This is a genomic window from Terriglobia bacterium (assembly GCA_020072815.1).
Taxonomy (GTDB): domain Bacteria; phylum Acidobacteriota; class Terriglobia; order Terriglobales; family Acidobacteriaceae; genus Angelobacter.
Genome location: JAIQGE010000001.1, coordinates 880,504 through 893,225 on the forward strand (window position 1 = coordinate 880,504; position 12,722 = coordinate 893,225).

A 12,722-nucleotide genomic window follows, 5' to 3' on the forward strand; every position below is an offset into this window, starting at 1 on the left:
TTAAGGCCATGCCGACGACCACCATCACCAGGGAACGGAGCCGCCAATACCACCAGCGTGCTTCCCGGGTCATCCCGGGGGGCGTCAATTCACCCGTGCGGGCGTTCAATTCCGTAGGCGGCGACCCGCCCTACGTGACCCACGGCAAGGGCGCGCACCTGTGGGACGCGGACGGCAACGAATACGTGGACTACGTGGGTTCCTGGGGACCGCTCATTCTGGGCCATGCTTTCCCCGCGGTGGTGGACGCCGTGGAGAGGGCCAATCGCGACGGCGTGAGCTTTGGCGCATGCACGCCGATGGAAGCCGAGTTGGCAGAAGAAGTGATTGCGGCGTTTCCGTCCATCAACAAAGTCCGTTTTGTCAGCTCCGGGACGGAAGCCACCATGTCGGCCATCCGGCTGGCGCGGGCGTTCACCAATCGCAAGTACATCATCAAGTTTGAAGGCTGCTATCACGGACACGCTGATTCGCTTCTGGTGAAAGCCGGCTCGGGCGTGGCCACGCTGGGCATTCCCGGCTCGGCAGGCGTGCTGCCGGAGCAGGCGCAATTCACGCTGGCTCTGCCGTACAACAATCAGCATGCGGTGGAAGAGGCTTTCAAGAAGTTCAAAGACCAGATCGCTTGCATCATCGTTGAGCCGGTGGTCGGCAACATGGGATGCGTCCCGCCGCGTACGGGCTACTTGCAGTTTCTCCGCGAAATTACCCAGCAACACGGCGCTGTCCTGATCTTTGATGAAGTCATGACCGGCTTCCGCCTGGCCCTGGGCGGCGCGCAAGAGCTGTACAAAATCACGCCGGACCTGACCACGCTGGGCAAGATCATCGGCGGCGGGCTCCCGGTGGGCGCCTACGGCGGGCGCGCGGACATCATGGCCATGATTGCTCCGGTGGGCCCGGTCTACCAGGCAGGGACGCTCTCCGGTAATCCGCTGGCGATGGCCGCCGGCTTGGCCACATTACGCCATCTGCGCGAACATGCGGAAATTTACTCTCAGTTGGAGCGGCGTACGGCGGCGCTGGTGGATGGCGTCCTCTCTGTGGCCAAAAAGAACGGCGTAACGCTTAGCGCCAACCGCATAGGCTCAATGTTTACCTGGTTTTTCCAGGCTGGCCCGGTGCAAGACTGGGACACCGCTGCCAAGTCGGACACGGAAGCATTTGCCAAGTTCCACCGGGCGATGCTCGATCGCGGCATCTACCTGCCGCCATCACAATATGAAGCCATTTTCGTGAGCGCCGCGCACACCGACGGCGACATCGCCCGGACCATTGAAGCCGCCGCGCATGCGTTTGGAGCGTGAGGCTGGCGGAGCACCAGTTACTGTAGTGGGAGCTTCTTCCGGAGGCGTAACGCCGCAGCGCTATTCTTTGTCTTTTTTAGCGACGGGCTTTTTGGGCTTTTCTTCGACCTTTTCTTTGCCCTTCTTCGCGGCGTCCTGCGTTGCTTCCTTTTCCACGGGACTGTGGTCCTGGGAGTCCTTGGACGGCGTCTTGGCCGCGTAGTCGTTTACGTAGAAGCCACTGCCCTTAAAGTGCACGGCAGGAGCGGTGATGGTGGTCTCCACCGGCCCCCGGCACTTGGGACACTTGCGCACCATGCGATCTGAGAATTTCTGGATTTTCTCAAACCGATGATGACATTTTTTGCAGACGTATTCGTAGAGAGGCATGGTTTAAAGCTGTGAGGCTGACCTCATTTTAGGGTGAACGCGAGAACGCGGTCAACGCGCCCGTGCATTACGCCGTACTTTTCGCCTTCACCTTCTCCGCTCCCGCCCTGGCGCTCACCGCAAACGTCATCTTCCGCTTAGCGACATCGGCGTCCACCACCACATGGTCGCCGTGCAGGACTTCGCCCTCCAGGATCTTCAAGGCCAGCGGGTCCTGAATCATCTTTTGGATGGCCCGTTTCAGCGGACGCGCTCCATAAGCGCGGTCATAGCCTTCGACGAACGCTCTTCGCCCAGTGGACTGAACACAATAATGTCATCCACGCGGTTCAGGAACTCCGGACGGAAGTGCTGCCGCAGGGCTTCCAGAACATGTTCGGTGGCCTCCGCAAAAGCTTCCGGCGAGGCCACGCCTTCAGCCTGCAAATAGCTGGCGCCGAGATTCGACGTCATGATGATCACCGCGTTCTTGAAGTCCACGGTGCGGCCGCGCGAATCGGTCAGGCGGCCGTCATCCAAAATTTGCAGCAGGATGTTGAAGACGTCCGGATGCGCTTTTTCAATTTCGTCGAACAGAATCACGCAATAGGGCCGGCGGCGCACCGCTTCCGTGAGCTGGCCGCCTTCATCATGGCCAATGTATCCCGGAGGCGCGCCAATCAACCGCGACACGGCGTGCTTCTCCATGTATTCCGACATGTCAATGCGCACCATGGCATGCTCGTCGTCAAAGAGAAACTCCGCCAGGGCCCGCGCCAGTTCGGTCTTGCCCACGCCCGTGGGACCGAGGAAGATGAATGAGCCGATGGGCTTGCGCGGATCGCTCAACCCGGCGCGCGAACGGCGAATGGCATTGGCTACGCGGACCAGCGGGTCGTCCTGCCCCACCACGCGCTGGCGCAAACGGTCTTCCATGCTCACCAGCTTCTTCACTTCGCCTTCCAGCATCTTGGACACGGGGACGCCCGTCCACTTGGAGACAATCTTGGCCACGTCCTCTTCGTCCACTTCTTCTTTGAGCATGCGGGTCTGGCCGGTCTTCTCCTGCTCGCTGCTGAGTTTGGCCAGGTCTTTCTCCGCCTGGCGCAGTTCGCCATAGCGGATGGACGCCACGCGCTCCAGGTCGCCCTTGCGCTCGGCCTGCTGCTCTTCCGTCTTGAGTTGATCAATCCGCTCTTTGAGCTGGCGAATGCGGGTGATGGCTTCTTTCTCGTCTTTCCACCGCACTTTGAGCGCGCTGGATTGTTCGCGGGCCTGCGCCAGCTCGCGTTCCACCGCTTTCAAGCGGTCGCGCGAGTTCGCGTCAGTTTCTTTCTTCATGGCCTGCTTTTCGATTTCCAATTGCGTGGCCTTGCGCTCCAGTTGGTCAATCTCCGTGGGCATGGAGTCAATCTGTATGCGCAGAGAAGCCGCGGCTTCATCAATCAGGTCAATGGCTTTGTCCGGCAGAAAGCGGTCAGAGATGTAGCGATGCGACAGCGTGGCCGCCGCCACAATGGCCGAGTCCTTGATGCGCACGCCATGATGCACTTCGTAGCGCTCCTTGAGCCCGCGCAAAATGGAGATGGTGTCTTCCACGTTGGGCTCCCCGACGAACACGATCTGGAAGCGCCGCTCCAGCGCCGCGTCCTTCTCAATGTATTTGCGATATTCGTTCAGCGTGGTAGCGCCAATGGCCCGCAGCTCGCCGCGCGCCAGCGCCGGCTTGAGCATATTGCTGGCGTCAATGGCGCCTTCCGCCGCACCCGCGCCGACCAGCGTGTGCAGTTCGTCAATAAACAGGATCACCTGGCCCTGCGAGTCTTCAATCTCTTTGAGCACGGCCTTCAAGCGGTCTTCAAATTCGCCGCGATACTTGGCCCCCGCCAGCATCGCGCCCAGATCCAGGGCGACGACGCGCTTGTTCTTGAGGATCTCCGGCACGTCGCCGTTGATGATGCGCTGGGCCAGGCCTTCGACGATGGCCGTCTTGCCCACGCCCGGCTCGCCAATCAGCACCGGGTTGTTCTTCGTCCTGCGCGAAAGCACCTGCACCACGCGGCGAATTTCTTCGTCGCGGCCAATCACCGGGTCCAGCTTCCCGCGGCGCGCCAGTTCGTTCAAATCTTTGGCGTAGCGTTCCAGGGCCTGGTACTTGCCTTCAGGATTCTGGTCGGTCACGCGCTGCGAGCCGCGAACGGCAGTCAGGGCTTTCAGAAGGGAGTCATAGGTAGCGCCGGAAGAAAAGAGAATTTGCTGCGCCGCGTCCTTCTTGTTTGCGGGCGACGCCATGGCCAGCAAGAGATGCTCGGTGGAGACGTATTCATCCTTGAACTGGTCGGCTTCTTTGAAGGCCTGCTCCACCAGTTGCTGCATGGCGCTGGAAAGCTGCGGCTGCGCCGAGCTGCCGGAAACCTTGGGCAGACGATTGATCTGCTCCATGGCCTGGGCTTCCACGTTGGCCGGGTTCGCGCCCAGCTTGGCCAGCACCGGCACAACAATGCCTTCTTTGTCCTGCATCAACCCGGCCAGCAAGTGCACCGGCAGCAACTCCGCGTTGCCGTTCTGCGACGCCACTTCATTGGCGTGCTGGACTGCTTCCTGCGACTTGATGGTGAATTTGTCCCAACGGATTGCCATGTTTGTTTACTCCTGCACTCCCGCTATCCTACGCCGCCTAAACGCAGAATCGGGAGGCCTGTGCCTCCCGATTCCACTATTCACCGGAGGTTGCTGTGTTTTCATTTCAGCCCTGCAAGGTCTTCTCGGCGCTGCCCACTTTGATCTGCTTGGGCTTGGCTTCGGCGCGCTTGCCCAGGGTGACCTTGAGCAAGCCTTGCTCGTACGCTGCCGACACTTTCTCAGGGTCCACCGTGTTGGGCAGGCGGAAGGTGCGTACAAACGAACCGTAGCGGCGCTCAATGCGATGGAAGTTTTCTTCTTTCTCTTCCTGCTCGAACTTGCGCTCGCCGCTCACGGTGAGGGTGTTGTTCTCCAGGCTCACGCTCAGGTCTTCTTCCTTCATGCCGGGGATTTCCATCTTGAGGACCAGGTTCTGCTCGTCTTCGTAGATGTCCACCGGGGGGACGAAATTGCCCGCGGCCAACTGGTCTTTGCCGTTGACGGGGGCAAAATTCTCAAACAGGCTGTTGAAGCGGTCCTGAATGGTCGCCAGTTCATGGAAGGGGTCAATTCGGGTAATCAGAGTCATGTTGGTAATCCTCTCAAATGAATGTTTTTTGCCATCGCCAATCGGGATAGCATATTAGCGCAGCACGATAATAAAATATGAGTGTGTTATTGTCAATATTAAAATACAAAATTATTTCTTTTATTATCAATTGTTTATAACGATTTTTCTAGGAAACTACGGCGATAAAGCACTTCAGATAGTGGGTTTCCGGCACGCCCGGCAGGATGGGATGGTCCTTGGCCTGAGCGCGCGTCTCCGTGATTTTGACCGAGCGATGGGCGTCCACCGCGGCCGAAGCCAGCATCTCCAGGAAGTCCGCTTCGCCCACGGCGAAGGAGCAGGAGCAGGTCACCAGCGTTCCGCCGGGGCGCAGCATCTTCAATGCGCGAAGATTCAGCTCCTTGTAGCCGCGCATGGCGGCCGCCAGGTTCTTCTTGGACTTGGCAAAGGCCGGGGGATCAAGCACGATGACGTCATACTGGCGGCCGGCGTCAGCGTAGTCGCGCAGCAGATCAAAGGCGTTGGCTTCAATCCATTCAATCTCATGCTTGTTGGCTGCGGCGTTGAGCTTCTCATTCTGCTCGGCCACCTCCAGCGCCTCGCGCGAACTGTCCAGCGCCGTGACTTGGTCGCATACCCGCGCCAGATGCAAAGCAAATCCGCCCTGGTAGGTGCAGACGTCCAGGGCCTGACCGCGGGCGTAGGCTGCGGCGGCGGCGTAGTTTTCCCGCTGGTCAAGAAACGCTCCGGTCTTTTGTCCGCTGAGCGCGTCGTAATGAAACTGGACGCTGTTCATCGTGAAGACGGTCGCCGTTTGCTGGCCCAGGATGCTGCCCGACTCGCGCGCCGGCAACTGCTCCAGCTCGCGGATGCGCGCGTCCACGCGCTCGACAATATTCCCGGCGCCAGTGAGTTCGCCTAGCGCGGCAACGATCGCCTCGCGCCGCTCGGGGCGGTCCCACGCCTGGGTCAGGATTTGCAGCGCGACGATCTGGTCATAGCGGTCCACGATCAGACCAGGCAGGCCGTCGGCTTCACTGAAAACCAGGCGGCAGGCGTTGGAGTCGCGCACCACCCGCTGGCGATAGGCAACCGCTTCGGCCAGCCGCTGCCGGACCAGCGTCATCAACTCGGCTTCCGAGCCAATTTCTTCTCGCGACATCAGCCGCAGCTTGAGCTGCGACGACGAACTGTAGATCGCCGAGCCTTGCAGCTTGCCTTTGGTGTTGACCACGTGGACCAGCGAGCCGGGGGCGGCGCTGGCATCATTCAATACGTCGGACGCGTAAACCCACACGTGCCCGGCGCGCAAGCGTCCTGCGGCGCGTTCATCAATGATGATTTTTTTGATTTCAGAACGGTTTGCCATCTGGCAAACAGCATATAGGAAAGGCGGCTACTGCGTCGGCGTGGTTTCCGGGGTGGATTCTTCCTGCGCCGTTTCCGGCTCCGCTTCTGCATCGCCTTCCGCGGTTTCGACTTTTGCGGCGGCTGTGCGCGACTTCTTTTTCTTGGTGGTCTCCGGCGGTGGCGGAGGCTCGTGCGCCGGGTCGTAGAAGAGGATCCGCGCGCAGGAACTGCAGGTAATGATCTGCTCGTTAGTCTTCACTTCCTGCCAGGTTTGCGGACGCATCAGCACAAAGCAGGTCTGGCACCGCTGGTCGCGGGCTTCGGCGATCGCCGACTTGCGCTGCCGCATCAAGCGGTCATAGTGGGCCAGGGTGCTGTCAGAGACGCCGGTGCGCAACTGCGCGCGCTGCTCGCCCAGGCCTTTCAGCAGCTTTTCGTCTTCCGCGGTGCGGCTGCGGGCCTCGGCTTTTTCTTTTTCCACGTCGGCGGCTTCGGTTTTCAAATCGGCTTCGGCGGTCTTCAAGCCTTTTTCTTCAGCTTCCAGCGCCACCATCAGGTCCAGGATCTTGTCTTCGCAACCGCGGATTGCTTTCTCCGCAAACTCCACTTCATGCATCAGCGCGCGGTATTCGTCATTGGTCTTCACGCTGGAAGACTGGCTCCGGTACTTGGCAATCTTTTCCTGCAGGCCCTTGATGTCAGTTTCCAGTTGGCGACGGGCGGCTTCATTGCTCTTGATGGCGGTTTTGGCCTTTTCGACCGCCGCCTTGTCGTCCGCCAGCTTGTGCTCGATGGCGTCCACGCGTTTGGGCAGCGCGGCAACTTCCTCGGTGAGCCGGACGAACTCCCGGTCAACCTTTTCCAGTTCGATCAGTTTTTGCAGGTCTGCATTCATGGGCGGAAGGACTAGGCAAGAATTTTAGCACGCGGGGACGGGCCTGATGCGGAGGCCTGGCAGTCATTGATTGACAGACCTCTAATCGGTCTTGACCGGCAAAAGCCGACGCGCCGCCTTCCTGATCCAGGCCTTAATCGCAAACATACGGGACCGGGGATCACGAAACTGTACCCAATCTGCTCTTTGGGCCAGAGTTCTCGCCTTAGCACTCTTAGGGGCGGGGAAAATCACTGCATGCCCGGGCAGGTCTCGATCAAAATCTCGTTCAACTCGGAGCCCCAGGTCGCGTACCGCACTGACCCTTATGGATATTACGCTGTCCTCTGGACGACCGCGCAACAAGCGTTTAGGCGAACACTCACTCGCGATTACGACGGAAAGTTTATATTCTCGCCGGTCCTTGAATGCCTCAGATGTCGGGCGAGGCTTACCATCCTCCCAGGTTATCCAGGAGGGAATTATCCTCCGATACAACAGCGCGTCATTTGAGATCGACTCTGACGGTTCTGTCATTCATGCGGCTATCAGTGCAAGCCAAGCAACCACTCAATCGGATAATGAGCTTCATAAACCCTTGCTATCGAAAGCTCACCTTCTTCGCATAGGTCGGGCTCTGGCGGGCGACGCTCCACGCATAGATATTCAACTCTGCCGTTGGGGAGCACCTCGAACTCGACACTCCTCAATGCGACTCTCCATTCCAAAACTAAGCCGCCGCCGCTTACGGGGGCAACTCGCGGTATGGGGAGTGTGTGTCTACCAGCGGCTCTGAGTAAAAGAGCAGCCGAGGACAAAGCATCGGTAGTGATCGGAGGACTAGCGTAGCCGTCCCAATTTGGACGGAGCTGTTTCAACTCCTCCACCCGTCTGATACATTGATCGAGCCAATCGGAATGCGACGTAACTGGCGCAACGGTTACGCGACTCGCCTGCGGACTAGCAGGCGGCTGCCAAATCACCTGACCTCTATTGAGAGCTGCGCTTCCCGACATGTTAGACACTCCTCTTCCACAACTGATGAGCTTTCGGAGTTGTAAAGTCCGTGAACCCACGAACTATCCACTCCCGACCCGTGTCGAACCACTTAACAATGTCGACCAACTCGACCGAGTCTGGTCTTCCTTGAGCGGTTAATCGTAACTGGATAACTTCTTTCTGATCTGACTTGCGAATCGCCGGCTCAACGGTGATCGATAATGTTCCATGGACATTAGGCATCGGGTATCTCAAGTTACAGATAACTTGATCCGGCACAGGCAAGAAGTCGAACTTTCGCTCGGCTGCCCACACTTTAATCAGATCAGACAAGTCTTCAAACGTCTGCCAGCCATGACCGCGTTCGATGTGGTTGATGTAAGTAATTTCGCACTTAACTAGGCCCGGCAAGGAAATCTTTTGAGCGGCTAGAAAATCTCTGAACAGAGTCCATTCTAGTTCAAACATAGGACGAATATTCTCGTAGTGAGGATATTGGTCTTTTGGAGCCGCTTTGAGCCAATTGTGCACGAACCGGTCATTTTGAACTTGAACCAAGCTAGTGCGGTCCGGATTGAAAAACCAGCAACGGTGGGTTGGCCAAGCACTTAGATGCAGACTGAGGCCGGACTGGGCACCAAGCCCTACATCCACATCACCACTACTTGGAAGCGCCAATTGCACTTCAAAGAGCGGGTATTTCTCTTTAAGCTCGTTCCACAGCAGCCCGAAATGGGGAATGCTCCAACCCTGCAGCGGAGCGAATTCAACTCCCAATACAGTCTCCACCACCGGCGGATTCTCAAAGTCGGGAAGAGAGCGCTGCTTTCCACCAGCAACTGTTGAATTGCGGGATTCTCCAGATTCGTTCACGTCGTTATTTATGATGCCCAAAAACGGCCTTACGAATGGCTCTTGACCACGATATATTGATACGGATGCTTTTACACCACAAGATCTAGGAGTGCAAGTGTAATTGCAATGCCTTCTCATTCTTAAGTATATCGACAAAACATTAGAACAACATTAACTCGCTAGGATCGAGTCATTCGCTTTTGCATCTCATCCGGCTCAAGAAAGGGCGCAGCCGAAGCCGCGCCCTCTGTGTCCAAACACTCAACGCTTACTTGTGATAGTTCGGGAACGCCGGCCGTTTACCCACAGGCAGCGGGTTCTTCTTGAGCGACTCCAGCAGCAGAGCGATGGTTTTCTCCAGTTGCGGATCGTGGCCGCTCATCCAGTCTTTGGGCGTGATCTCCACTTCCACGTCGGGCGCGACGCCATGGTTCTCCACGTCCCACTCGCCGTTGCGGTTGTAGAAGGCCACACGCGGCGCGGTGACGGCGCCTCCATCCATGAGCTGCGGGTAGTCGTAGATGCCCACCAGACCGCCCCATGTGCGCGTGCCAACGAGCGGACCGATCTTGGCGTCGCGGAAATACCAGGGCAGGGCGTCGCCGCCCGAGCCGGCATATTCGTTGATGATCATGGCCTTGGGCCCGAAGATGGAGCCGACCGGCGTAGTGAAATCCTGGCCTTCGCGGGTCAGCCAGTAGTTGGCCAGCGGACGCCGCAGGTAGTCAATCACGTAGTCCGCCGCCGCGCCGCCGCCGTTGAAGCGTTCGTCAATCACCGCACCTTCGCGGCCGATCTGGGCAAAGAAGTAGCGGTTGAAGGACGTGTATCCGCCAAAGCCGGTGTCCGGCAGGTAAACATACGCCAGCTTGCCGCCGCTGAGCTCATGGGTCTTCTTCATATTGCCGTCAATCCATGCGCGATTGCGCAGCCCGGCCTCATTTTCAATGGGGACCACGGTCACGTTGCGCGCGCTTTTGCCGTCCGCGGTGGGGCCGACCTTGAGAACCGTACTTCTGTCCGCGGTCCCGGCGAAGAAGGCAAAGACTTCGTCCGTGCCTTTGAGGTCGCGTCCGTTCACCGCCAGCAGGTATTCGCCTTCCTGGACGTTGACTCCCGGCTGGGTGAGCGGAGCGCGCAACTGCGGGTTCCAGTTTTCGCCCTGGTAAATGCGGGCAAAGCGGTAGCGGCCGTTTTCAATCGCGTAGTCCGCTCCCAGCAGCCCGACCTTGCCTTCGTCCGACGGAGGATCGAGCGGCGTGCGGATGTACATGTGACCGATGGTGATTTCGCCCAGCATCTCGCTCAACAAATAACTGAAGTCAATGCGGCTGCCCAGGTTCTCGACGAAAGGCGCGTAATGCTTCTCCGCCGCGGCCAGGTTGAGCCCGTGCAGGTTGGGATCGTAGAGAAAGTCGCGCTCAATGCGCCAGACTTCGTTGTATTCCTGCTTCCATTCCGCGCGCGGGTCCACCAGGACTTCCATCTTTGCCAGGTTGAGCGGCGTATCCGGCTTGCCGGCGGGACCGGGGCCGGCAGCGGGCGCCGTGGCCGAGCCGATGTACCAGTGCCCCGCGGGACCACGGCCCTTGTGATAGAGCAGCTTGTTGCCGTCCGCCGAAACCACGAAGGCGTTCACGCCTTCCAGCGCCTTTTCCGCTTTGCGCGACTTCAGATCAAAGCGCCACAACGTGGTCTGCGCGTCGGGTCCCGGCGTGGAAGGTTGTTCCAGCAGGAAAATCGTTCCCGCCTTGCCCGATAGAAGTTGCCCGTAGTTTCTGGGAGGAATGGGCAGGGCCAAGATGCGCTGGCTGATGTTTTCCACGTCAATCTTGACGACCACTTCTTCTTTGCCCGGCTTGCCTCCTTTGGGCTTGTCTTTATCTTTATCTTTGTCTTTGTCAGCGGCGCCTTCGGCTTCACCTTTTTCGTCAGGCTTGGCGGCGGCTTTGTCGCCCTCGGGTTTGGCTTCGTCGCCACCGGCTTTTTCTTCGTCGCTTTCCGGCGCCAGCGGCGAGGGCAGGTCTTTCCTCAGCACCATCACGTAGGCGCTGCGGGTGACGCGGCGGTCAGCGCTGGAAAGATCAAGCCATCCGGTGGTGGGACCAACATCGGTGCTGGCGGTGAAGAACAGGTATTGGCCTTTCTGGTCGAAGGCGGGGAAGCGGGCATCGCTCAGGCCATCAGTGAGTTGATGAGCTTTGCCTTGTTCCAGCGAGTAAGCAAAGATCGCAAACATGTGGCTGGAGAGCTGCTTGTTGTAAGCGATCCAGCGGCTGTCCGGCGACCACACCGGCGACAACGCGCGCTGCGGCAGATCGTAAGTTGTGCTGTCCACTTTCACCGGCGCGCCTTTGGCCAGGTCCACGTACCACATGGTCAGGCGCTTGTCCGTGAAGGCGATCTTCTTGCTGTCCGGCGACCACACCGGGTTGTAGTAAAACGACGCCGGACTGCCCAGCGGGATCTTGCGCGCTTCTCCCATGCCGTCCGGGCCCTTGATGTGCAGCTGGTACTCGCCCGACTCGTCAGAGAAGTAGGCGATCCATTTGCCGTCCGGCGACCACGAGGGGTCGCGCTCCATCACACCGGGTGTGTTGGTGAGATTGCGGATGTCGCCTTTTTCCGCCGGGGCGGTCAGGATTTCTCCGTGGGCCTCAAACACTGCGCGCGCGCCGCTGGGCGAAATGTCCGCTGCGGTGATTTCATTTTCGACCTTCTTGAAGTGCGGGCGAACGTTGGGCAAGTCGGCGGGCACGGTCACGGCGATTGGCTTCGACTTCCCTGACGCCAGATCCAACAAGCTCAAAGCCCCAAACTGCTCGTAAACAATTGCTCCGGGACCGGCGGATGCCGACTTGATGTCCGATGTGGCGGCCACAACGGTTTCAACCTTTTTGCTCTTCAGATCGTACGAATACATGCTGAATGGGCCGTTGCGGTCAGAGAGAAAGTAAACTTTGTCGCCCACCCACATGGGGGCGCCGTCATTGGACGTCTCGCGCGGGACCTTTTCAATGCCGTAGTCCGTGAGATTGGCGATCCATATGTGCGACGCTTTGCCGCCGCGGTAGCGCTTCCATCCGATAGAGGAGAGGCGCCGGGTATTGTCCGTGGGAACGTAGGCAATGTGCTTGCCGTCCGGGGAGTACGATCCAGCCTCAGCCATGGGCAGAGGCAGCTCGTGCGGCAGGCCGCCATCCAGCTTCACGGTAAACAGCTTATTGAAACGCGAGTAGCTGCTTCGCGCTGAGCGAAACAGAATCTGCTTGCCGTCGGGCGTCCAGCCGATTACTTCGTCAACGCCCGGGTGGTGCGTGAGCCGCCGGGGCACGCCGCCTTCAGCCGGGATCACGTAAACATCCACGTTGCCGTCATAGTCGCCGGTGAAGGCGATCATGCTTCCGTCGGGCGAGAAGACGGGATCGCCCTTGGTCCCGCTGCCGCTGGTGAGCAGGCGGGCCTCGCCGCCGTCACGGGCAACCAGCCAGAGATCGCCCGCATAAGAGAAGGCGATGTGGGTCTTCGACAGCGTGGGTTTCTGCAAAAGCAACGGCCCGGCCGCGTGGGCGCTGACGACAAGAAATACGGCCAAGAGCAAAGACGAGAGCAGCAAGGAAAGTTTCTTCATAGACTCCACCAAGGTGAGAAATCAGCATTCCGGCAAACTGGCAAGGTTAGCAGTAACGGCGGGCGGCGGGCAATCCATGGTGACCATCCTCGCCGAGCCTCATATGCTAGCGAAGTCTTCGCCCATGCGGTATCCTCAAGCTGCTTCACGGAGCTTATAAAAGCC

The 12,722-nt window shown here is 59.0% G+C and carries 7 protein-coding genes and 1 pseudogene; 1 reads left to right on the forward strand and 7 read right to left on the reverse strand.

Translation table 11 applies throughout. From position 1 onward, the window contains the following. The first annotated feature begins 8 nt into the window (after positions 1-8). The gene (gene hemL / locus LAO20_03745) at positions 9-1,307 is read left to right on the forward strand and encodes a glutamate-1-semialdehyde 2,1-aminomutase (protein ID MBZ5530523.1); all 1,299 of its coding nucleotides are present in this window, start codon (positions 9-11) and stop codon (positions 1,305-1,307) included. A gap of 60 nt (positions 1,308-1,367) precedes the next feature. On the opposite strand, the gene LAO20_03750 is transcribed toward hemL, so the two are convergent. The 7 genes and pseudogenes from LAO20_03750 to LAO20_03780 all read right to left on the reverse strand — a co-directional run bounded on the left by LAO20_03750 (position 1,368) and on the right by LAO20_03780 (position 12,557). Further along, positions 1,368-1,676, reverse strand: coding sequence for a zinc ribbon domain-containing protein (locus LAO20_03750; protein ID MBZ5530524.1), 309 nt, complete (start codon positions 1,674-1,676; stop codon positions 1,368-1,370). 67 nt (positions 1,677-1,743) lie between these two features. Continuing rightward, positions 1,744-4,295 (reverse strand): annotated as a pseudogene (gene clpB / locus LAO20_03755) (ATP-dependent chaperone ClpB). Positions 4,296-4,401: 106 nt separating this feature from the next. Next, positions 4,402-4,866: an Hsp20/alpha crystallin family protein gene (locus LAO20_03760; protein MBZ5530525.1), complete on the reverse strand. Its 465-nt coding sequence runs from the start codon at positions 4,864-4,866 to the stop codon at positions 4,402-4,404. A gap of 148 nt (positions 4,867-5,014) precedes the next feature. Further along, entirely contained in the window at positions 5,015-6,217 is a 1,203-nt protein-coding gene (locus LAO20_03765) for a class I SAM-dependent rRNA methyltransferase (protein MBZ5530526.1), read from the reverse strand. 27 nt (positions 6,218-6,244) lie between these two features. Then, positions 6,245-7,093, reverse strand: coding sequence for a hypothetical protein (locus LAO20_03770; GenBank protein MBZ5530527.1), 849 nt, complete (start codon positions 7,091-7,093; stop codon positions 6,245-6,247). A gap of 996 nt (positions 7,094-8,089) precedes the next feature. After that, a complete protein-coding gene (locus LAO20_03775; GenBank protein ID MBZ5530528.1) occupies positions 8,090-8,944 on the reverse strand; it encodes a TIGR04255 family protein in 855 nt (284 codons plus the stop codon). Between the two features lie 250 nt (positions 8,945-9,194). Beyond that, complete coding sequence (locus tag LAO20_03780) at positions 9,195-12,557, reverse strand: PDZ domain-containing protein (protein MBZ5530529.1); 3,363 nt, start codon at positions 12,555-12,557, stop codon at positions 9,195-9,197. Between the last annotated feature and the right edge of the window lie 165 nt (positions 12,558-12,722).

Excerpts from the sequence above, each read along its gene's own strand:
- LAO20_03760 (MBZ5530525.1), bottom strand. The coding sequence starts at position 4,866 with ATGACTCTGATTACCCGAATTGACCCCTTCCATGAACTGGCGACCATT.
- LAO20_03780 (MBZ5530529.1), bottom strand. The coding sequence starts at position 12,557 with ATGAAGAAACTTTCCTTGCTGCTCTCGTCTTTGCTCTTGGCCGTATTT.
- hemL (MBZ5530523.1), top strand. The coding sequence starts at position 9 with ATGCCGACGACCACCATCACCAGGGAACGGAGCCGCCAATACCACCAG.
- LAO20_03765 (MBZ5530526.1), bottom strand. The coding sequence starts at position 6,217 with ATGGCAAACCGTTCTGAAATCAAAAAAATCATCATTGATGAACGCGCC.
- LAO20_03750 (MBZ5530524.1), bottom strand. The coding sequence starts at position 1,676 with ATGCCTCTCTACGAATACGTCTGCAAAAAATGTCATCATCGGTTTGAG.
- LAO20_03770 (MBZ5530527.1), bottom strand. The coding sequence starts at position 7,093 with ATGAATGCAGACCTGCAAAAACTGATCGAACTGGAAAAGGTTGACCGG.